This window comes from Streptomyces sp. ISL-12 (assembly GCF_018614415.1).
Classification (GTDB): Bacteria; Actinomycetota; Actinomycetes; order Streptomycetales; family Streptomycetaceae; genus Streptomyces.
Genome location: NZ_JAGGOO010000028.1, coordinates 32,782 through 52,951 on the forward strand (window position 1 = coordinate 32,782; position 20,170 = coordinate 52,951).

Genomic DNA, 20,170 nt, shown 5'->3' on the forward strand with positions numbered 1-20,170 from the left:
CTGGCCTGGGGAGAGGTCTGCCATGTCGAAGACGTACCTGGAGCTGTCACAGGACGGCGGGGGAGCGCACAAGTTCTACGAGGTGACGGTCGAGGGGACGGTCGTCACCGTGTCCTACGGGCGGATCGGCGCCGGCGGGCAGACCCAGACGTCGACGTTCCCCACGGCCGAGAAGGCACAGGCGGCGGCCGCGAAGAAGATAGGCGAGAAGGTGCGCAAGGGGTACGCCCCGGCGGTGCGGGGGCAGCGCGCGCCCCGGCCGGTCACCCGCCGGCAGATCACCTCGGCGCCGTCCACGGTGCGTTCGGTCGCCCCCGTGCTGTGGCGGTTCCGGACGGGCTCCGCGGCGTTCGGCATCCACATCGACGAGGAGCACTGCTGGGTGGGCAACCAGGCCGGTGACGTCTACACCCTGGCGCACGGCGGTGAGGTCCTCTCCCACTACCGGCTGCCCGACGGCGTCAAGTGCCTGGTCGCCGACGACTTCTGGATCTACGCCGGCTGCGACGACGGGCGGGTCTACGACCTGTCGTCCAAACTGCCCTTCGCGGCCTACGACATCGCGGCCGACGTCGACATCTTCTGGCTCGACATCCACGAGGGCGTGCTGAACGTCGCGGACCGCGCCGGCCGACTCACCGTCATCGACCACGAGGACGAGCACCAGTGGGCACGCGGCGGCCACGGCGAGCACGCCTGGATGGTCCGTGCCGACGACCGCGCCGTGTACCACGGTGACAGCGGCGGCGTGACGGCCCACGCCCCGGACGGCGGCGCCGAGTTGTGGCACACGCGGACCCGGGGCGCGGTGCTCTTCGGCTGGCAGGAGGACGACGCGGTGTACGCCGGTACGGCCGACCGCGTCGTCCACCGGCTGTCGAAGGAGACCGGCGGCGTCGAGGCGACGTACCGCTGCGACAGTTCCGTGTACTCGTGTGCCACCTCGCCCGGCGGGCGGTTCGTGTTCGCCGGGGACGCCGCCTCCTCGGTGTACTGCTTCGACCGGGACGGCACCCGGCTGTGGAAGCTGGGTACGGGCGGCGGCTCGGCGCTGTCGATGCAGTACCGCGACGAGCGGCTCTACCTGGTGACCACGGACGGGTCCCTGGTGTGCGTGGACGCGAGCGAGGCGGCGGTGACGGCCGCCCAGCAGGGTTCGGTGCCGGTCGCCCGGGACGTCAAGCTCGCCGCGGCGCTGCCGACCTACGCGGCGGCGACGGCGGCCGAGTCGGTGACCACGGTCGCCGCGGCCCCGGCCGGGTCGGTGGTCGTGGAGTGTGTGCGCGACGGCGGCCGCACGCGGATCCACGTGGTGTCGGACGGCTACGACTCGTCGTGGAACGTGCAGTTCCCGAGGGCGATCAGGGAACCGGGAGCCCGGTACGTCGTCGACGCGGTGCACGCCGCCGCGGGCGGGTTCTACCGGGTCCGCGGCGACATCAGGAGGCTCGTGTGACCGGCCCGGCCGGGTGGTGACGGACCCGGCCGGGTGGTGACGGTCCTGGCCGGGCGGTGACCTGCCCTCTCAGGCGGTGACCTGCCCCCTCAGGCGACGACCTGCCCTTTCAGGCGATGGACGCCGAGATGACGGCGGAGACCGCGAGGTTGCAGGAGGCCGTGACCCAGACCGCCGGGTGCGGCTCCGGCTCGACCAGCGTCGCGCCCAGCCGCCCCGGCGTGATCAGGTCCACCACCAGGAACGCCACGGCCATCATCACCAGCCCCAGCAGCCCGAACAGCGCGGTGGACACCAGCCCCTTGCCGAAGTCCTCGTACGTCGTCCAGATCGACGTGAACACGATCGCGCCGATGCCCAGCAGCGCCGAGCTGAGCACCGTGGCGGCGTTGCGGTTGCGCTGCTCCCAGATCTGCCGGCCGAGCTTTCCGGGCGTCAGCACGTCGACCAGGACGATGCCGAGGACCAGCAGGACCAGACCGAGGGCGCCGTAGGCGGTGGCCCGGCCGAGTCCGTTGACGATGTCGCTCATGGGTGTGCCGGCTCCGTAGGTGAGAGATGTCAATGCAAAGAGATGCAAAATGTAGCGCACCTGTTCGGGCATGCCGAGGTCAGGTGAGAGCGGAAGGGGAAACGACGGGCACCGGCAATCCCCCCGCGCGCAACCGAACTTGAACCGTTCGTTCTCTTCAACAGTTCAGGTTTAGGGCGTAGGTTCACCGCCATGACCGCCTCCCGGCCCCCGACCACCGCCGAGGAACTGCGCGGCGCCGGTCTGCGGGTGACGGCCGCTCGCGTCGCCCTGCTCGAAACGGTCCGCCGCGGCGACCACCTCGACGTGGAGGCCATCACCGCCGGAGTGCGCGACCGCGTGGGCCACATCTCCGTACCGGCCGTGTACGAAGCACTGCACGCGCTCACCAGGGCCGGACTGGTCCGCCGCGTCGAACCGGCCGGCAGTCCGGCCCGCTTCGAGGGGCGGGTCGGCGACAACCACCACCACGTGGTGTGCCGTGCGTGCGGCGCGGTCGCCGACGTGGACTGCGCGGTCGGCCACGCACCCTGTCTGACCGCCTCCGACGACCACGGGTTCACGGTCGACGAGGCCGAGGTCACCTACTGGGGCCTGTGCCCCGCCTGTTCCTCCCACCAGTGATTCCTTAGCACCGAGATCCATGCCCGGAAGGACTCCCATGACCGAGAACCACGACGCGATCGTCACCGACCCGAAGGCCGAGGGCGAAGGCGGCTGCCCGGTCGCGCACGGGCGCGCCGCCCACCCGACGCAGGGCGGCGGGAACCGCCAGTGGTGGCCGGAGCGGCTCAATGTGAAGATCCTCGCGAAGAACCCCCGGGTGTCCAACCCGCTCGACCCGGACTTCGACTACGCCGAGGCGTTCCAGAGCCTGGACCTGCCGGCCGTCAAACGGGACATCGCCGAAGTACTGACCACCTCGCAGGACTGGTGGCCCGCCGACTTCGGCCACTACGGCCCGTTCATCGTCCGGATGGCGTGGCACAGCGCGGGCACCTACCGGATCAGCGACGGCCGCGGCGGCGCCGGCGCCGGCCAGCAGCGCTTCGCCCCCCTCAACAGCTGGCCGGACAACGCCAACCTGGACAAGGCCCGCCGTCTGCTGTGGCCGGTGAAGAAGAAGTACGGCCAGAGCCTGTCCTGGGCCGACCTGCTGATCCTCGCGGGCAACGTCGCCCTGGAGTCGATGGGCGTCAGGACCTTCGGCTTCGGCGGTGGCCGCGAGGACGTCTGGGAGCCCGAGGAGGACGTGTACTGGGGCCCCGAGACCACCTGGCTCGACGACCGGCGCTACACCGGCGACCGCGAGCTGGAGAACCCGCTCGGCGCCGTCCAGATGGGCCTGATCTACGTCAACCCCGAGGGCCCCAACGGCACCCCGGACCCGCTGGCCGCGGCCCGCGACATCCGTGAGACGTTCGGCCGGATGGCGATGAACGACGAGGAGACCGTCGCCCTGATCGCCGGTGGCCACACCTTCGGCAAGACCCACGGCGCCGGGCCGGCGGACGCCGTCGGCGCCGACCCCGAGGCCGCCTCCATGGAGGAGCAGGGCCTGGGCTGGCGCAGCACTCACGGCACCGGCAAGGGCGCGGACGCCATCACCTCCGGCCTGGAGGTCACCTGGACCTCGACGCCCACCCAGTGGGGCAACGGCTTCTTCGACAACCTCTTCGGCTACGAGTGGGAACTGACCCGGAGCCCGGCCGGCGCCCACCAGTGGAAGCCGAAGGACGGCGCGGGCGAGGGCACGGTCCCGCACGCACACGACGCCACCAAGAAGATCGCGCCGAACATGCTCACCACCGACCTGGCGCTGCGCTTCGACCCGGTCTACGAGCCGATCTCCCGCCGCTTCCACGAGAACCCCGAGGAGTTCCAGGCCGCCTTCGCCCGCGCCTGGTACAAGCTGACCCACCGCGACATGGGCCCGAAGTCGCTCTTCCTCGGCCCCGAGGTCCCGGAGGAGACGCTGCTGTGGCAGGACCCGCTGCCGGAGGCCGAGGGCGAGCCGATCGGCGCCGCCGACGTCGAGGTCCTCAAGACCAAGCTGCTCGACTCCGGCCTGACCGTCTCCGACCTGGTCTTCACCGCCTGGGCGTCGGCGTCCACCTTCCGCGGCAGCGACAAGCGCGGCGGCGCCAACGGCGCCCGCATCCGCCTGGAGCCGCAGCGCGCCTGGGAGGTCAACGAGCCCGACCGGCTCGCCACCGTGCTGAGCACCCTGGAGAGCGTCCAGCGGGACTTCAACGCGGGCAGCACCCGGCAGGTGTCGCTGGCCGACCTGATCGTCCTCGGCGGCTCGGCCGCCGTCGAACGGGCCGCCAAGGAGGCCGGCTTCCAGATCGAGGTCCCGTTCGCCCCGGGCCGGGTGGACGCCTCGCAGGAGGAGACGGACGCCGAGTCGTTCGCCGCGCTGGAGCCGACCGCCGACGGGTTCCGCAACTACCTGGGCAAGGGCAACCGGCTGCCCGCCGAGTACCTGCTGCTCGACCGGGCCAACCTGCTGACCCTCAGCGCGCCGGAGATGACGGTCCTCGTCGGCGGTCTGCGCGTGCTCGGCGTGAGCCACCAGCAGTCCCAGCTCGGTGTCCTCACCACGACCCCCGGGGCCCTGACCAACGACTTCTTCGTCAACCTGCTCGACCTGGGCACGACGTGGAAGGCGACGTCCGAGGACCAGACCGCCTTCGAGGGCCGTGACGCCGCCACCGGCGAGGTCAAGTGGGCGGGCAGCCGCGCCGACCTCGTCTTCGGCTCCAACTCCGAACTGCGCGCGCTCGCCGAGGTGTACGCGAGCGACGACGCCAAGGAGAAGTTCGTGCGCGACTTCGTCGCCGCGTGGGTCAAGGTCATGAACCTGGACCGGTTCGACCTGGTCTGATCCCGGAGGGACCGGCCTCGTCCCCCAAGAGGCCGGCCTGGTTCCGAAGAAAGACCGGGGGCGCCCCGCCCGGCACCGCCGCGGCGGGGCGTCCGTCACCCGGTCAGATGCCCGAGCACCGCCCGCATCGCGCGCCGCACCGCCGCGCGTGACTCCTCGGTCAGGTCGAGGGTCTCGAACCCGTGGTGTCCGTGCGGTACGTCGATCACCTCGACGTCGGTGCCGCCCGCCCGGGCCGCGGTGAGGAACTCCTCGACGGTGGCGGCGATCTCGGGCAGCTCCAGCCCGACCCGGGTCAGGACCACGGGCAGGTCGCCCGCGCCCGCCACCGCCTCGGCCGGACGGAAACGGCCGCCGGGCAGACCCCAGTTCGGCAGCGGGGCGAGGATCGGGTACGTGGTGGCCAGACAGCGCAGCCAGGGCGGGGGAGCGCTCAGCCACTCCGCCGCGAGCGGCCCGCCGCCGGAGAAGAACCACAGCGCCACCCGGTCCGGGTCCACCCGTGGATCGGCCCGCACCGTCTCCACCGCCGCGGCCACGTCGTCGGCGGCGGCCGGGTAGTCGGTGACCGCGTGCAGCCGGTGTTCGACGGTCGCGGCCACCACGCCCCGGGCTGCGGCGTACCCGGCGTACCCCTGGAACAGCGGCCAGTCCCGCGGCCCCGGCCGAGCCCCGGGGGGCAGCGGACCGCCGTGCACGAACAGCACCGCGGGGCGCGGGCCTTCGGCGTCCGGCGGGTACAGATCGACGTGGCCGGTCCGCTCGCGCGCCCGCTCCGGGACGTCCAAGGGGAACGGCCGCAGATGCGCGGGCGGCCGTGCGGCGTCGAACGGGGCGAGCCGGTGCCCCCCTCCGGCCGCGGCCCGCAGCAGGACCCGGGCCAGTTCGGCGGGGCAGGACAGCATCGGCCAGTGCCCGGTGGGCAGTTCGAAGAACGGCACCCCCGCGTCGGCCAGGGCGCCCAGCGCGGGGTCACCGAAGTCGACCTGGAGCTGGAGCATCCCGATGCCCGCCCCGTTGCCGGTGCACAGCACTCCGGTGGCGGGCACCGAGGCCACCGCCGCGGCCAGCCGCAGCGGCTGCAGCAGCGTGCCCAGGGGCTGCGGGGCGGCGCGCGCGGTGAGCCGGTCCAGCGCGGCGTCCGGGACACCGGCGGTACTGCCCCAGCGCGGCCACTCGTCCCGGTCCGGCGGCGGCAGCACCCCCTCGAAGCCGTCCCCTCCTTCCGTCCCCCGCGCAGCCGCCTTCTCCCGCAGCGCCGGGTCGGGCACCGCGGCCAGCGCCGGCACCCCGTCCCGCGGCATCCCCGCGTCCAGGTACACGACCCGCGCGACCCGCCCGACGCGCCGGGCGGCGGCCCCCAGCGCCGGATGGATGCCGTAGTCGTGACCGACCAGCACGATCTCCCGGCCGGACCCGCCGGACCCGCCGGACCCGTCAGCCCCCGCTCCGACCGAGTCGATCACCGCGAGGACGTCCGCGATGTGCGTCTCCAGGTCGACACCGCCGACACCGCCGACACCGCCGACACCGCCGACACCGGCGGTACCGTCGACCCCTCCGGCCCCTGGCGGCCCGTCGAGCCCGGTCAGGGACACCGGATGGGCCTCGGCGCCCGACTCGGCCAGCCGCGCGGCCGTCTCCTCCCACACCCACGCGCCGGTGAACCAGCCCGGCACCAGAACGAATACGGTCATGACCCTCTCCTCGGCAGTGGTGACATCGCGGTCCGGCCGCTGACCGGCCCGCGCTCGCCGGTACCGTAGAAACTCCCCCAGAGGGAGGTTCAAGTGCTCGCACCGCACGACGGTCCGCACGGCAGCGCGCAGGACCGCGCGCACGACGGTCAGCTCGGCATCGGCGAACTGGCCGAGCGGGCGGGCGTCACCGTCAAGACCGTCCGCTTCTACTCCGACCGCGGCCTGCTGCCGGAGACCTCCCGCACCTTGGGCGGCCACCGCCGCTACGGCCCCGAGGCCCTCGACCGGCTACGGCTGATCCGCTCCCTGCGCTCCCTCGGCCTCGGCGTCCCCGAGATCCGCCGCGTCCTCGACGAGGGGGACGAAGGCGACGCGGGCCGCGCGCTGGAGGACGCCGTCGCCGGACACCTGCGCGCCCTCGGCTCCCAGCTCACGGCGTTGCGCTGGCGGGAGGCGGCGCTGCGCCTGGTCCAGGAGTGCCCGCCGGACGAACGGGCCGACCGGCTCCGCCTGGTCGGCACGGTGACCGCCCCGCCGAGCACCGCACCGCTGGCCCGCTTCTGGCGTGCCTGGCTGCCGCCGCGCATGCCGTCCCGTTCCGTCACCGCCTTCCTGGAGGCGGCGGTGCCGCAGCCGCCCGATGACCCGGCACCGGCGCAGGTACTGGCCTTCGCCCGGCTCAACGCCCTGACCACCGCCCCCTGTACGCCCTCCGCCCGGCCCCAGCCCGAGGCACACCGCGCGGTGGGCGCCCGCGGCGCGGCCGTCCTGTACGCGTCCCTGGCCGAGGCGTACGACCTGGCCGGGGTGCACCTGCGCCGGGACCACGCGCCGCGTCCGGGTGCGGCGCTGGACTGCTTCGTGAGCGCGTACACGGCCGCGTACGGCACCCGTGACACCCCCGGCTTCCGCCGCCTGCTGGCCGGGCAGCTCACGGCCGATCCGCGCATCGACCGCTACTGGGACCTGGTCACCGAGGTGATCACCGCACCGGGCGCCCGTCCGGAACCGACCCCGGGCTCCGCGCACGACTGGCTGCTCGCGGCACTGACCGGCCAAGCGGCCGGCACGGCTGCCTGAAATCCCGGGCGGCGCCGGGCGCCTCAGAACGAGGTCTCGCTCACCCGCGCCTGGTCGTGCGGCTCCGTCGTCGCCGTGATCTCCGAGCGGTGGCGGTCCGCCGAGAACGTCACCGTGAGCGTCTGCGGCGCGCTCTGGCGCGTACGCACCGTGAAGCCCTGGTCCGGCACGGCCGAGATCAGGCACACTCCGCCGGCGCCGAAGCGCACCGTGGCCTTCCCGCCCTCGGACGGCACCGTGTACACCCCGGACCCGCCCTCCTCGCACCCCGCCGCCGCACGCCCGCTCGCCTCCGGCTGCCGCGGCGGCGCGGTACGAGCGGTCGGTGCCGGCGTCGGCGTGGGCGTAGGGGTGGGGGAGGGCGCCGGAGTCGTCCACCGGGAGGTCCCGGCCGTCCGCGAAGGGGCCGTACCGGGCCGGTCCCGGCTCGGCGACGGACCGGGGGAGCGCGTCTGGCTCCGGTCGGGCGTGGGACCCGGCGACGCGGCCGGCTCTTGCGGCGCCGACTGCGCGACCGGCGCCGTCGGCCGGGTCGAACCCAGCACGAAGTGGATGGTGAGGATGACGGCCGTCACGCTGGCCGCCGTGCAGCACAGCCAGAGCAGCAGGTAACGCAGGAGACGGGACACGACACCATGGTGACCGACCGGCTAACGTGCCTGCCCATGGCCTCCGTACTTGTCGTCGAGGACGACCCCGTGATCCGGGCCGCCCTGATCGAGGTCCTCACCGGGCACGGCCACGCGGTGCGGACCGCGCACCAGGGCTTCGAGGGACTGCGCGAGATCACCCGGAACCCGCCGGACATCGTGGTGCTCGACCTCGGCCTGCCCGACGTCGACGGGCTCGACGTGCTGCGGATGATCCGGGGGATCTCCCGCGTCCCGGTACTGGTCGCCACCGCCCGCGACGACGAGACCGAGATCATCCGGCTGCTCAACGCCGGGGCCGACGACTACCTGGTCAAGCCGTTCTCCGGCGGTCAGCTCGCAGCCCGCCTCGGCGCCGTACTGCGCCGGTCCGCGCCCCCCGACGTCCGGGCGGCGCAGGAGCGGACCCTCCAGGTCGCCGACCTGCGCGTGGACCGCACCGCCCGCACCGCGCACCTGGCGGGCCGGGAACTCCCCCTGACCCGCCGCGAGTTCGACTTGCTGGCCTACCTCGCCGCCCACGCCGACCAGGTGATGTCCCGGCAGCGCATCCTCACCGAGGTGTGGCGGCAGCCGTATCTGGAGGACCAGACGGTCGACGTCCACCTCTCCGCGCTCCGCCGGAAAATGGGCGAGAAGGCCCGCGAGCCGCGTCTGCTGCACACGGTCCGCGGCATCGGCATCAAGCTGGTCAGCGCGCCATGAGACGTGCCCTCGCCGGGATCGCCCTGGCGGTCACCTCGATGGTGGCGCTCTCCTTCCTCGTCCCGCTCGCCCTGCTGGTGCGGGAACAGGCCCGCGACCGGGCCACCACCGTCGCCGAGCAACGCGCCGCGGCCGTGTCACCGGTGCTCGCCCTCACCACCCGGCGGGCCGACGTGCAGCAGGCCGTCGTCGAACTCGGCTCGGCCGACCAGCTCGCCGTACGGCTGCCCGACGGCGGCCTGGTGGGGGCCCCGCACGCGCCCGAGGACGCGCTGGAGCGGGCCGTACGACGGCGCGAGACGCTCGCCCTGGACACGGCGGACGGCTGGGTCCACCTCCAGCCCGTCGTGCTGCCCCGCGACCGCGTCGCCGTGGTCGAGGCGTACGTGCCCGCCGCGGACCTGACCCGGGGCGTGGCCGCGTCCTGGGGCGTGATGGCCCTGCTGGCACTGGGGCTCGTCGGCGGCTCGGTGCTGGTCGCGGACCGGCTCGGCGCCCGCGTCGTCCGGTCCTCCCGGAGTCTGAAGCGGGCCTCCCTCGCCCTCGGCTCGGGCGATCTCCACGTCCGGGTGGAACCGGACGGCCCGCCCGAACTCCAGGAGGCGGGGGCGGCGTTCAACACCATGGCCGACCGGGTCGTCGACCTGCTCGCCGTCGAACGCGAACTGGTCGCCGACCTCTCGCACCGGCTGCGCACCCCACTGACCGCGCTCTACCTGGAGGCGGACCGGATGGGCGCCACCGAGAGCGCCCGCCGGGTCACCGAGGCCGCCGTGCGGCTGGAGACCGAACTCGACTCGATCATCACCGCGGCCCGTACGCCGCTGGCCGCCGCGCAGCCCGGCGGTGCCGCCACCGCCACCGCCAAGCCGTGCGACGTGAGCGAAGTGGTCGCCGCCCGGCTGGAGTTCTGGTCCGTCCTCGCCGCCCAGCAGGAGCGCCCCTGCGAGCGGTACCTCACCCCGCGCCCGACGCCCGTCCGCTTCGCCGAGGACGACCTCGCGGCCGTGATCGACGCCCTGATCGGCAACGTCTTCCGGCACACCGCGCAGGGCACCGCCTTCGCCGTACGGGTGGAACGGGAGCGGCGGCACGTCCTGCTCACCGTCGACGACGCCGGCCCGGGCGTCGCGGACCCCGGGGCGGCGCTCACCCGGGGCGTCAGCGTGACCGGTTCCACGGGGCTCGGCCTGGACATCGTGGGGCGGGCCGCCCGCGCCACGGACGGGGAGCTGACGATCGGCCGGGCACCGCTGGGCGGCGCGCGGGTACGGGTGTCGCTCGCCCTGGTGGGCGGGGGCTGAGGAGGCTCCGGGTCAGCGGCCGGTGCCGAAGTCCTGCGTCCACCAGGGGCCGCCGTCACCGGCGTGGACGCCGATGCCTATCTCCTCGAAGTCGCAGTTGAGTATGTTCGCGCGGTGACCGGAGCTGTTCATCCAGGCGTCCATCACGGCCTCGGCGTCGGCCTGGCCGCGCGCTATGTTCTCGCCCAGCGCCGCCCACTGGTATCCGGCCGCCTCGACGCGGGAGGCCATCGTGGAGCCGTCGGGACCGGTGTGGGACATCACGCCGCTCGCGGCCATCACGTCGCTGTAGTCGTCCGCGGCCCGGGTCAGCCGGGCGTTCTCGGTGAGCGGGGAGCAACCGGCCGCCGTACGTTCCTCGTTGACCAGCGCGAGGACCCGCGCCTCGGGACCGCCGGAGACGGACGTGGTGCCCGCCCCCGTGTCCGCGTCCGACCCCGAACCCGAGTCCGAACCCGTGTCGCCGCTGTCACCACTGCCGGACGACTGGCCGCCGGCGCCGCCCGTCGCCGCCCGGGAGGACGTCTCGGCGGCGGGCTCGGCCGTCCTGGCCGGGCTCGCCTTCTTCTTCGCCGCGGAGGGGGTGGCGCTCTTGCTGGGCGAGGGCGAGGGGCTCACCGAGGCGCTCGCGGTGGCCGACGGTGACGCGGAGGACGACGTGCTCGTCGGCTCCACGGTGCCGGTCGAGTCATCGGCGGCGCTCGAGGCGACGTGGTCCGACCGTCCGTCGTCCTCGCCCCCGACGGCCGCCAGCGTGATCCCGACGCCGGCCGTGACGGTGACGGCGCCGAGCACCAGAGCGGTGCCGCGTGCCCGTCGTCCCCCGGACGGGCGGGCGTGGGAGCGGGACGGACGGACGGCTCGGCGGGAACCCATGCGCAGTGCACCTCGGCTGGTCGATCGGCGGACAGGGCCCGGTGGACGCGACCGCGTCCACCGGGACTGTGTGGGGGGATGCCGAGAGCCTAGGGCGGGCCCGGTACGGACACGGGCCCCGGAGGCCAACTTCAAAAATCCTTAAGGAAGCGACCAGACTCCCTTGAGGAACCGGGCCCGGACCAGGACCCGGACCATGACTCGGACCTCGCCCCGGACCGGGACACCAGCCGCGTCAGCCGTGGTAGGTGATGTAGCCGTTGCCGTCCCGGTCATCGGCCTTCTTGGTGTACGAGTGGACGTCGGCCCGGCTGCCGGTGGGCTTGACCAGGTAGATCGTGTCCTTGTCGTTGTTCCACATGAAGTTGCAGTTCTGCCGGTAGACGACGTTCTTGGCGTCGGAGTCGGTGCCGCGCCCGCCGCGCAGCTTCACGGAGTCGCCGGGCTCCAGCTTGTGACTCGTCTTGAACGTGAACTTGTTGCCCGCGGCGTCCTTGACCAGGTACCCCTTCAGGTTCACGGTCTTCGTGCGCGAGTAGTTCTTGATCGTCAGGTACTCGTTCTTCGTGTTGCCCCCGGAGCATTTGTTGGAGTCCTTGCCGGGAGCGTCGTACTGGATCCCCTTGACCTTCAGCGCCGAGGAGTACTCGGCCGCCTGGGCCGGTACGGCGGCGGCGAGGCCCAGGGTGCCGGCCGCGGCGACGGCGGCGGTGGCTGTCAGGGCAGGGCGTATACGCATGAGGAAATCCCCCCTCAGTGGAGCGAACGGAACGACCGGAGCATACCGAGGGGGTGAAGCGGAGTTGACGGAGAGGTGGAGAAAGTGTGTGCCGCGTCCGCTCAGACGGCGAACTCGGTCGGCGGCAGGCCGAGGGCGGTGCACGCCTCGCGGACGGCCTGCTGCTCGGCCGGTTCGAAGACGCCGTCCGCCCCGGCGACCACGATGCCGGTCTGGATGACCGCGCGGGCCTCGGCGGGCTTCTTGGCGGCCTTGGCGATCACCTGGAGAGCCTCCGCCTTGCCCGCGTGGAAGTCGGTGAGCAGCCGGTCCACATGCTGGTTGAACCGCTGGCGGAGCTGGTCGGCGGGGAAGTTCTGCAGCACGTCGTTGGTGACGATCAGCTCCTCCACCCGCTGCCGCTCGGCCGGCTCCACCTGTCCGTCCGCCGCGGCCACCAGCGCGCACATCGCCATGCTCGCGTCCCGGTAGGCACCGCTCTTCAGCTCCGTCTTGACCGACGCCAGCTGCGTCTTGAACAGACCGATCAGCTGCGCCTTGGTGCCGCCGGAGGACGACCCCGAGCCGTGACCCTGACCCTGGCCGTGAGCACCGTAGGCGCCCTGACCCTGCCCCTGACCACCGTACGGGCTCTGCCCCTGACCGCCGTACGGGCTCTGCCCCTGCCCGTGCCCACTGCCCGTGCCGCGCGCGCTCTGGGACTGCTGGAGGTTCTTGGCCTGGTCCTTGATCCGGTCCCACATCGCCACTGGTGCCACCTTCTGCCGCTGTCGTGTACGTCTGCTGTCGCACGAGGTCCGCTGTTCGTACGAGGCCTGCTGTGCGCCTGCCGTCGAGCACGCTACTGCGTGCCCACCCGGTCAAACGTCTCCGGACGGCACGCGGTTCCCGTGGGCAAAGGAAAAGCAAAACCGCCGGCGTTCCTCCACGGCGACGGCCGACCGGGACACGGGCCCAACTCGCGTGCCGGCGAACGCCCTTCTGCCTCTACTCTTCTACATGCACGTAGAAACACCTGTCTCATGAAGGAGTGGACGCCACGATGGTGTTCAAACGACTGCTCGGCTCGCTCGGCGTGGGCGGACCCACGGTCGACACGGTCCTCGCCCCGGGCGCGGCCCGTCCCGGTGCGGCGCTCACCGGCGAGGTCCGGCTCAAGGGCGGCACCGCCGACTTCGATGTCGAGCACATCGCGCTGGAACTGGTGGCCAGGGTCGAGGCCGAGCACGCCGAGGGCGAGAGCGAGGGCGCGGTCGTCTTCGACCGGTTCCTCGTCGGCGGCGGATTCCGGCTCGCCGAGGGCGAGGAGCGTGCCGTGCCGTTCAGCGTGCCGCTGCCGTGGGAGACCCCGGTCACCGAGCTGTACGGGCAGGGCCTGGGCATCGTGCTCGGCGTGCGCACCGAACTGTCGGTGGCGGGCGCCCGTGACAAGGGCGACCTGGACCAGCTCACCGTGGCACCGCTGCCCGCCCAGGAGGCGGTCCTGGAGGCGCTCGGCCAGCTCGGCTTCGGCTTCCGCTCCGCCGACCTGGAGTACGGCCGGATCGGCGGCACCGGGCAGCAGTTGCCGTTCTACCAGGAGATCGAGCTGGTCCCGGCCCCGCAGTACGCCCACCAGGTCAACGAGATCGAGCTGACCTTCCTCGCCCACCCCGGCGGCCTGGAGGTCGTCCTGGAGGCCGACAAGCGCGGCGGGTTCTTCACCGAGGGGCACGACGCCCTCACCCGCTTCACCGTCGGCCACCACGACGTCCGCGACTGGAACGCCGAGGTCGACGGCTGGATCCGGGAGCTGATCGACCACCGGGCCTCCTACGGTTCGCACGCCTCGTACGGGCACCACGGCCACGAGGAGCACCACGGCGGCCACCACGACGGTCACCACTCCGGCCCGGGCATCGGCACCGCCGTCGCCGCCGGTGCCGCGGGCGTGGCCGTGGGCGTCGTCGGTGGGATGGTCGCGGCCGAAGTGGTCGACGAGGTCGGCGACTTCTTCGAGGGCGACGACGAAGGGGACGAGGAGGACGAGGGCTGAGCCCACCGGCCGGCGACGGACGGAACGCAGGAACTGAAGGGCGCTCGGGTGCCCCTTTACGCACGGGGCGCCCTTCACCCTGAGCGCGACATGGGGCGCCCGAACGCACGTGGCTCGCACGGCAGTTGGCGGAGCGCCCCTGACGTGCTCCGGCTGCCCCGGGGTCTCTCCTGAACCGGCGCTTACCGTTCGGAACGGTCGGAAAGGCTGTCGGCGTGCATCCGGCGGACGCCGGTGCCGTGTCGGAGCGCTCGGGACGGACGGTGCCCACCGGTCCGTTCCCGGGCGCGCCGCACGCCACGACCAAGGAGGACCTCCCATGCCGCCCACAGCCGACGACCGCGAGCTCTTCGACGAACTGCGTGAACTGATGGCCGCCACCGTCGAGGACGTGTCCGTCGAGGAAGTCGGCCTCGACAGCGACCTGAAGGACGACCTCGGTGTCGACTCGCTGGCCCTGCTGGAACTGATCGCCGCGATCGAGGACCGCTGGCAGGTCCAGGTCCCGATGGACGACGCGGCGCAACTGACCACGGTCCGCGAGATCGTTGACCACCTCCTCTCCGTGGTCCCCGCCCCGGCCGGTGGCGCCGCGTGAGCCCACGGGACCGGGCCGCGCGGGCCCGTGACGAGACCGCCGCCGTCGTCACGGGGCTGGGCATGACCACGGCCCTGGGCGGTGACGTCCCGTCCACCTGGGCGGCGCTGCTGGACGGCGCCTGCGGGGTCGAGAGCCTCGACTTCGGCGCCCCGGACGGCCCGCCCCAGGTGTATCCGGCGGCGCCCGCCGCCGTGGACCCCGGCTCGGAACTGTCGCCCGCGAAGGCCGCCCACTGCGACCGTTCCGCGCAGTTCGCCCTGGTCGCCGCGCGGGAGGCGCTGCGCGACGCCGGCCTGGAGGGGGCGTCCCTGGCGGGGGGCGGCTCCCGGGTCGTCGTCATCGTCGGTGTGGGGCTGGGCGGGCTCATCAGCATCCTGGAGCAGAACCGCAGGCTGGAGACGGGCGGTCCCGGCCGGGTCAGCCCCCGGGCCATCCCCGTCATGCTGCCCAACCACGCCGCCGCCGAGGTGGGCCTGATGGTCGGCGCCACGGCCGGGGTGCACACCCCGGTCAGTGCCTGCGCGTCCGGCGCCGAGGCCCTCGCCCAGGCCCTCGCCCTGATCCGGGAGGACCGCGCCGACGTGGTGATCGCCGGCGGCGCGGAGGCCGGCCTGCATCCCCTGGTCTTCGCCGGGTTCGCCCGGCTGCGCGCCCTGTCCCGGCGCTGCGACGACCCCGAGCGGGCGTCCCGTCCGTTCGACGCCGACCGCGACGGCTTCGTGATGGGGGAGGGCGCCGGCATGCTGGTGGTGGAGAGCGCCGGGCACGCCGCGGCCCGCGGCGCCCGGGTGCACGGCCGCCTGACCGGCGCGGGCATCACCAACGACAGCCACCACGTCGCCCAGCCGGCGCCCGGCGGCACGGGCTGCGCCGCCGCCGTGACCGCCGCTCTCGACGACGCCGGTCTCTTCCCGGAGGAGGTCGGGCACATCAACGCGCACGCCACCTCCACACCCGTCGGCGACCTCAGCGAGGCCCAGGCCCTGCACACGGCGTTCGGGAAGGTGCTGGACGACGTGGCGGTCAGCGCGACCAAGGCGGCCCTCGGACACACCCTGGGCGCCGCCGGAGCCATCGAGGCCGTCACCACCGTCCTCGCCCTGCGGGACAGAACCGCGCCGCCCACCCGCAGCCTCGAACGCGTGGACCCGGCGATCGATCTGAACGTCGTCGGCCGCCGTCCCGAACCGCTGCCCGCCGGACCGCTGGCGGCGGTCAGTACGAGCATGGGGTTCGGCGGGCACAACGTCGCGCTGGCCTTCACCACCGTCCCGTGAACCACCACCGGCGTCTCACGAACCACCGTGCCGTCACCCCCCGCCCCGCGAGCCCACGTTCCGTGAACCCTCGTCCCGTGAGCCCCCGCCCCGCCGGCGCCGACGGCCCCCCGGCGCGGGCGGCGGACCGGCCGCGCACCGTGCTGATGTGTCCCGGGCAGGGCGCCTACCTCCCAGGCGCCCTGCGTCACCTGCGTGAGGTGCCCGCGGTCGCCGAGGTACTGGCGACCGTGGACGCCCACGCGCCGGACCGCGGCCCCGCCGCCGTGCCGGTCGGCCGGCTCCTCACCGAGGCGGACGCCCCGGGCCCCGAGGAACTCCTGCGCGCGGACCCGCTCGGCTTCGACCTGGCCACCTACGCCGCGGTGGTCGCCGCCGCCACCGCCCTGCTCGACCTCGCCCGCCCCTGGATCGACGCGGTCCTCGGCCACAGCGTCGGGGACCTGGCGGCCCTCACCGTCGCCGGGGCCGTCACCGTGCGCCAGGGCGTCCAGCTGCTGCGCGTACGGGACCGGCTGCTGCGGACCGCCGAACTGCCGGCGGCCGGCATGGTGGCCACCGACGCCGGCGCCGACCGGGCGGCGGACCTGATCCGTACCTGCGGCACGGAGCGGGTACGGATCGCCGCCCGCAACGCGCCCGCCCAGACGGTCCTCGCCGGTCCCGACGGCCAGCTCGCCCGCCTCCAGCGGGCGTTGCTGGACGACGGGCACCGGGTGACCCGGCTGACCAGCCGCACCGCCTTCCACCATCCGCTGCTCGGGGAGGTCCACCGGTCCTTCCGCCGTCTGCTGCGGGCCCAGCCGATCGCCCGCCCCGCCCTCGCCGTGCACACCACCGCCGGGCACTGGGCCCAGACCCCCGCCCAACTGCGCACCGCGGCCGCCGCCCACCTCACCGAACCCATGGCCCTGCACCACACCCTGCTCGCCCTGCGCCAGGCCGGCTTCACCACCTACCTCGACAGCGGCCCCCGGGCCCTGCTCAGCGCCCTGGTCAAGGCCGGCCTGCCCGGCTGTGCCACCGCCGCGCCGCTGCGCACCCCCGTCGGCGTCGAGCGGATACGGCAGCGCCTCACCGCCGTCGCCCCGCCGCACCGCCCCGGCCGGGGTGCTTGGTAGTCTGCCGAAGCCAGTCACGCCACCTCGGTGGTCAGGGAATCCGGTGGGAATCCGGAACTGACGCGCAGCGGTGAGGGGGACGGGCGGGGCACTGACGCCACTGGGACGGGAACCGCGCGACGGCGGGAACGGTCCTGGGAAGGCGCCTCGTCCGGACGAACCCGAGTCCGAAGACCTGCTGGCACCTCCGCACCCCGTGCGGAGGTCGACCACAGGCCAGGCTCCGCGTCCAGAGCCCCGACACCCGAGGCATGCCCGTGCTCCCTCCCGTCCCCCGTTCCGCAGCCCTGCTGCTCACCTCCGTCCTGCTGCTCACCGCCTGCGGCACCTCCGGCGGCAAGGACCCGGCCACGGACGGCTCCCCGTCCGCCGGCCGGCCGGTCACCCTCGAGAACTGCGGGCACCGCGTCACCCTGAAGTCGGCGCCGCGGCGTGCCGTCTCCCTCAACCAGGGCAGCACCGAGATCCTGCTCTCCCTCGGGCTCGCGGACCGCCTGGCCGGCACCGCGACCTGGACCGACCCCGTGATGAAGGGCCTGGAGAAGGCGAACGCCGGGGTGCCCCGCCTCGCCGACAACGCCCCCTCCTTCGAAAAGGTCCTGGACGCCGGGCCCGACTTCGTCACCGCCTCGTTCGTCTCCACGCTCGGCACGGGCGGCGTCGCCACCCGCGAACAGTTCGAGAAGCTGGGCGTGCCCACCTATGTCTCTCCGTCCGACTGCGCCGCGGGCAAGGACAACGACAGCGGCGGCGACGGCTCCCGCGGCACGCCGCTCACCCTCGACACGGTGTACGGCGAGATACACGACCTGGCGCACGCCTTCCGCGTGGACGAGCGCGGCGACGAACTGGTGAAGCGGCTCAAGGCGCGGGTCCGCGAGGCCACCGACGGCCTCCGGGTGTCCGACGTCTCCCTCATGTACTGGTTCGCCAACTCCCAGGCGCCCTACCTCGCCGGGTGCTGCGGCGCCCCCGGCGCCATCACCCGAGCCCTCGGCGCGCGGAACGTCTTCTCCGACACCCACGACGAGTGGCCCCAGATCAACTGGGAGACCGTCGCCGACCGCGACCCCGACGTCATCGTCCTCGGCGACCTGACCCGCGAGTCCCAGACCGCCGAGACCGCCAAGGCCAAGATCGAGTTCCTGGAGACCAACCCGGCCACCCGCAACCTCGCGGCCGTGCGGAAGAAGCGGTACGTCCTGCTCAGCGGACAGGCGATGAACCCGTCCATCCGCACGGTGGAGGGCATCGAAAAGGTCGCGGCCGGCCTGCGGGACCTCGGACTCGCCAAGTGACCGGCATACGGACCCCCTTGCTCACCGTGGCCGGACTGGCCGCGCTGGCGGTGTCGGTCGCCGTCGCGGTGACCATCGGACCGGCCGACATCTCCACCGCCGACGTATGGGCCTCGGTCGCCGCCCACCTCGGGCTGGGCCGGACCGACCTCGCCCCGCTGCGCGACGGCATCGTGTGGGACCTGCGCATGCCGCGCACGATGCTGGCCGCGGTGTGCGGCGCCGGCCTCGCGCTGTGCGGGGCGGTCATGCAGTCCCTGCTGCGCAATCCGCTGGCCGACCCGTTCGTCCTCGGGGTCTCCTCCGGGGCCTCGACCGGGGCGGTCGCGGTGATCGTGCTCGGCGTGGGCGGGGGAGCGGTGTCCCTGTCCGCCGGCGCGTTCTTCGGCGCGCTGTTCTCCTTCGGGCTGGTCCTGCTGCTCAGTCACAGCCTCGGCGGCAGCGTCGACCGGGTGGTGCTGTCCGGGGTGGCCGCCATGCAGCTGTTCTCCGCGCTCACCTCGTTCACCGTGCTGACCTCGGCGGACGCGGAGACCACCCGGGGCGTGATGTTCTGGCTGCTGGGCTCGCTCACCGGCGCCGGCTGGACCGAGGTGCTGCTGTGCGCCGGGGTGCTGGCCGCCGTACTCGTGGTCTGCCTGGTCCACTCCGCCACCCTGGACGCGTTCACCTTCGGCGAGGAGGCCGCCGCGAGCCTCGGTGTGCGCGTGGCCCGCACCCGCCTCGTCCTGCTCTGCGCCACCGCCCTGCTCACCGCCGCCCTGGTCAGCTGTGCCGGGGCGATCGGCTTCGTCGGCCTTGTCCTGCCGCACGCCACCCGCGCGCTCACCGGCGCCGCCCACGCCCGGCTGCTGCCGGTCACCGTGCTGACCGGGGCCGTGTTCCTGGTGTGGGTCGACACCCTCGCCCGTACCGTCCTCGACCCGCAGGAGATCCCGGTGGGAGTGGTGACGTCCCTCATCGGCGTGCCCGCCTTCGTGGCCGTCCTCTACCGGGGCCGGAGGCGGGCGTGAACGAGCCCGAGACGGCCGGCCCCGGAACGGCCTGCGAGACGGCCGGCTCCGGGACGACTCGTGAGACGGCCGGCGCCGAGACGGCCGCTCCCGGAGCCGGGGGACTGCGGGCCGACCGCGTGGGCCGGCGCGCGGGCGGCCGGCTCGTCGTGGACGGCGTCACCCTCGCCCCCCGCCCGGGCGAGACGGTCGGCCTGCTCGGCCCCAACGGGTCGGGAAAGTCCACGCTGCTCAGACTGCTCGCGGGCGTGCTCCAGCCCGCCGCCGGCGTCGTCACCCTCGACGGCAGGCCGCTGACCGGCGTCGGCCGCCGGACCGCGGCCCGCCGTATCGCCACCGTCGAACAGCACGCCCACACCCAGACCGAACTGACCGTCCGCGACGTCGTCGCCCTCGGCCGCATCCCGCACCGCCGCCCCTGGGCGGCCGGGTCGGCCGCTGATGGCCGGGCCGTCGCCGCCGCCCTCGACCGCACCGGCCTCACCGACCGGGCGGACCAGTCCTGGCACACCCTGTCCGGCGGCGAACGCCAGCGCGCCCAGATAGCCCGCGCCCTCGCCCAGGAACCGCGCGAACTGCTGCTGGACGAACCCACCAACCACCTCGACATCCAGCACCAGCTCGACCTGCTGGAACTGGTCGTGAGCCTGCCCGTCACCACGGTCGTCGCCCTGCACGACCTCAACCTCGCGGCGATGTACTGCGACCGCGTCCTCGTCCTCGGCGAGGGCCGGGCCGTCGCCGAAGGCACCCCGGGCGACGTCCTGACCCCCGCCCTGATCGAACGGGTCTACGGCGTCCGCGCCGAGGTCACCGACGGCGGCCACGGCCGCCCGGTCATCCGCTTCCTGCGCCGCACCGACCGGCCGTCCCCGCCCCTGGCCCCGGCCTGACGC

The 20,170-nt window shown here is 73.8% G+C and carries 20 protein-coding genes and 1 riboswitch; of the genes, 14 read left to right on the forward strand and 6 right to left on the reverse strand.

Annotation, left to right across the window (positions count from 1 at the left end):
- Positions 1–22: 22 nt before the first annotated feature.
- Positions 23–1,456, forward strand: a complete 1,434-nt coding sequence (locus J7I94_RS08220; protein WP_215166277.1) for a WGR domain-containing protein — start codon at positions 23–25, stop codon at positions 1,454–1,456.
- Positions 1,457–1,565: 109 nt separating this feature from the next.
- On the opposite strand, the gene J7I94_RS08225 is transcribed toward J7I94_RS08220, so the two are convergent.
- The gene (locus tag J7I94_RS08225) at positions 1,566–1,988 is read right to left on the reverse strand and encodes a DUF350 domain-containing protein (RefSeq protein ID WP_215166278.1); all 423 of its coding nucleotides are present in this window, start codon (positions 1,986–1,988) and stop codon (positions 1,566–1,568) included.
- Positions 1,989–2,180: 192 nt separating this feature from the next.
- On the opposite strand from J7I94_RS08225, the gene J7I94_RS08230 reads away from it, so the two are divergent.
- Positions 2,181–2,612 carry a Fur family transcriptional regulator gene (locus tag J7I94_RS08230; protein ID WP_215166279.1) on the forward strand — a complete coding sequence of 144 codons (432 nt, stop codon included), beginning with the start codon at positions 2,181–2,183 and terminating at the stop codon, positions 2,610–2,612.
- 37 nt (positions 2,613–2,649) lie between these two features.
- Entirely contained in the window at positions 2,650–4,875 is a 2,226-nt protein-coding gene (katG, locus tag J7I94_RS08235) for a catalase/peroxidase HPI (protein WP_215166280.1), read from the forward strand.
- A 95-nt stretch (positions 4,876–4,970) separates the two neighbouring features.
- Here katG and J7I94_RS08240 read toward each other — a convergent pair whose 3' ends face one another.
- Positions 4,971–6,572 (reverse strand): S9 family peptidase, encoded by a 1,602-nt coding sequence (locus tag J7I94_RS08240; RefSeq protein WP_215166282.1) that lies wholly within the window; start codon positions 6,570–6,572, stop codon positions 4,971–4,973.
- A gap of 93 nt (positions 6,573–6,665) precedes the next feature.
- Here J7I94_RS08240 and J7I94_RS08245 point away from each other — a divergent pair, with 93 nt between their 5' ends.
- Positions 6,666–7,655 (forward strand): MerR family transcriptional regulator, encoded by a 990-nt coding sequence (locus J7I94_RS08245; RefSeq protein ID WP_215166283.1) that lies wholly within the window; start codon positions 6,666–6,668, stop codon positions 7,653–7,655.
- Between the two features lie 23 nt (positions 7,656–7,678).
- On the opposite strand, the gene J7I94_RS08250 is transcribed toward J7I94_RS08245, so the two are convergent.
- Positions 7,679–7,900 (reverse strand): hypothetical protein, encoded by a 222-nt coding sequence (locus tag J7I94_RS08250; protein ID WP_215166284.1) that lies wholly within the window; start codon positions 7,898–7,900, stop codon positions 7,679–7,681.
- On the opposite strand from J7I94_RS08250, the gene J7I94_RS08255 reads away from it, so the two are divergent.
- From J7I94_RS08255 to J7I94_RS08265, 3 genes are read left to right on the forward strand one after another with little or no spacing between them, the layout of a single operon-like run.
- Positions 7,893–8,267, forward strand: coding sequence for a hypothetical protein (locus J7I94_RS08255; RefSeq protein ID WP_251074834.1), 375 nt, complete (start codon positions 7,893–7,895; stop codon positions 8,265–8,267). The genes J7I94_RS08250 and J7I94_RS08255 overlap by 8 nt on opposite strands.
- Positions 8,268–8,320: 53 nt before the next feature.
- Entirely contained in the window at positions 8,321–9,010 is a 690-nt protein-coding gene (locus J7I94_RS08260) for a response regulator transcription factor (RefSeq protein ID WP_215166287.1), read from the forward strand.
- Complete coding sequence (locus tag J7I94_RS08265) at positions 9,007–10,314, forward strand: HAMP domain-containing sensor histidine kinase (protein ID WP_215166288.1); 1,308 nt, start codon at positions 9,007–9,009, stop codon at positions 10,312–10,314. The genes J7I94_RS08260 and J7I94_RS08265 overlap by 4 nt, the downstream gene beginning before the upstream one ends.
- A gap of 12 nt (positions 10,315–10,326) precedes the next feature.
- On the opposite strand, the gene J7I94_RS08270 is transcribed toward J7I94_RS08265, so the two are convergent.
- From J7I94_RS08270 to J7I94_RS08280, 3 genes are all read right to left on the reverse strand, one after another.
- Positions 10,327–11,190: a CAP domain-containing protein gene (locus tag J7I94_RS08270; protein ID WP_215166289.1), complete on the reverse strand. Its 864-nt coding sequence runs from the start codon at positions 11,188–11,190 to the stop codon at positions 10,327–10,329.
- A 235-nt stretch (positions 11,191–11,425) separates the two neighbouring features.
- Positions 11,426–11,929, reverse strand: a complete 504-nt coding sequence (locus tag J7I94_RS08275) for a lamin tail domain-containing protein (RefSeq protein ID WP_215166290.1) — start codon at positions 11,927–11,929, stop codon at positions 11,426–11,428.
- A 101-nt stretch (positions 11,930–12,030) separates the two neighbouring features.
- Positions 12,031–12,678 (reverse strand): tellurite resistance TerB family protein, encoded by a 648-nt coding sequence (locus J7I94_RS08280; RefSeq protein ID WP_215166292.1) that lies wholly within the window; start codon positions 12,676–12,678, stop codon positions 12,031–12,033.
- Between the two features lie 293 nt (positions 12,679–12,971).
- Between J7I94_RS08280 and J7I94_RS08285 the strand changes: the two genes are divergently transcribed.
- From J7I94_RS08285 to J7I94_RS08315, 7 genes are all read left to right on the forward strand, one after another.
- Positions 12,972–13,964 carry a sporulation protein gene (locus J7I94_RS08285; RefSeq protein ID WP_215166293.1) on the forward strand — a complete coding sequence of 331 codons (993 nt, stop codon included), beginning with the start codon at positions 12,972–12,974 and terminating at the stop codon, positions 13,962–13,964.
- Positions 13,965–14,283: 319 nt separating this feature from the next.
- Entirely contained in the window at positions 14,284–14,562 is a 279-nt protein-coding gene (locus J7I94_RS08290; RefSeq protein ID WP_215166294.1) for an acyl carrier protein, read from the forward strand.
- Positions 14,559–15,842: a beta-ketoacyl-[acyl-carrier-protein] synthase family protein gene (locus tag J7I94_RS08295; protein WP_215166295.1), complete on the forward strand. Its 1,284-nt coding sequence runs from the start codon at positions 14,559–14,561 to the stop codon at positions 15,840–15,842. The genes J7I94_RS08290 and J7I94_RS08295 overlap by 4 nt, the downstream gene beginning before the upstream one ends.
- Before the next feature lie 77 nt (positions 15,843–15,919).
- Positions 15,920–16,963, forward strand: a complete 1,044-nt coding sequence (locus J7I94_RS08300) for an acyltransferase domain-containing protein (RefSeq protein ID WP_308114515.1) — start codon at positions 15,920–15,922, stop codon at positions 16,961–16,963.
- Positions 16,958–17,161, forward strand: a riboswitch (cobalamin riboswitch). (Overlaps the previous gene by 6 nt.)
- 53 nt (positions 17,162–17,214) lie before the next feature.
- Positions 17,215–18,261 (forward strand): ABC transporter substrate-binding protein, encoded by a 1,047-nt coding sequence (locus tag J7I94_RS08305; RefSeq protein ID WP_215166296.1) that lies wholly within the window; start codon positions 17,215–17,217, stop codon positions 18,259–18,261.
- Entirely contained in the window at positions 18,258–19,274 is a 1,017-nt protein-coding gene (locus tag J7I94_RS08310; RefSeq protein ID WP_215166297.1) for an iron ABC transporter permease, read from the forward strand. The genes J7I94_RS08305 and J7I94_RS08310 overlap by 4 nt, the downstream gene beginning before the upstream one ends.
- A 104-nt stretch (positions 19,275–19,378) precedes the next feature.
- Positions 19,379–20,167 carry an ABC transporter ATP-binding protein gene (locus J7I94_RS08315; protein WP_215166458.1) on the forward strand — a complete coding sequence of 263 codons (789 nt, stop codon included), beginning with the start codon at positions 19,379–19,381 and terminating at the stop codon, positions 20,165–20,167.
- Positions 20,168–20,170 lie beyond the last annotated feature (3 nt).

Coding starts and splice junctions, on each gene's coding strand:
- J7I94_RS08220 (WP_215166277.1), top strand. CDS start 23: ATGTCGAAGACGTACCTGGAGCTGTCACAGGACGGCGGGGGAGCGCAC.
- J7I94_RS08225 (WP_215166278.1), bottom strand. CDS start 1,988: ATGAGCGACATCGTCAACGGACTCGGCCGGGCCACCGCCTACGGCGCC.
- J7I94_RS08230 (WP_215166279.1), top strand. CDS start 2,181: ATGACCGCCTCCCGGCCCCCGACCACCGCCGAGGAACTGCGCGGCGCC.
- katG (WP_215166280.1), top strand. CDS start 2,650: ATGACCGAGAACCACGACGCGATCGTCACCGACCCGAAGGCCGAGGGC.
- J7I94_RS08240 (WP_215166282.1), bottom strand. CDS start 6,572: ATGACCGTATTCGTTCTGGTGCCGGGCTGGTTCACCGGCGCGTGGGTG.
- J7I94_RS08260 (WP_215166287.1), top strand. CDS start 8,321: ATGGCCTCCGTACTTGTCGTCGAGGACGACCCCGTGATCCGGGCCGCC.
- J7I94_RS08265 (WP_215166288.1), top strand. CDS start 9,007: ATGAGACGTGCCCTCGCCGGGATCGCCCTGGCGGTCACCTCGATGGTG.
- J7I94_RS08270 (WP_215166289.1), bottom strand. CDS start 11,190: ATGGGTTCCCGCCGAGCCGTCCGTCCGTCCCGCTCCCACGCCCGCCCG.
- J7I94_RS08275 (WP_215166290.1), bottom strand. CDS start 11,929: ATGCGTATACGCCCTGCCCTGACAGCCACCGCCGCCGTCGCCGCGGCC.
- J7I94_RS08285 (WP_215166293.1), top strand. CDS start 12,972: ATGGTGTTCAAACGACTGCTCGGCTCGCTCGGCGTGGGCGGACCCACG.
- J7I94_RS08290 (WP_215166294.1), top strand. CDS start 14,284: ATGCCGCCCACAGCCGACGACCGCGAGCTCTTCGACGAACTGCGTGAA.
- J7I94_RS08305 (WP_215166296.1), top strand. CDS start 17,215: ATGCCCGTGCTCCCTCCCGTCCCCCGTTCCGCAGCCCTGCTGCTCACC.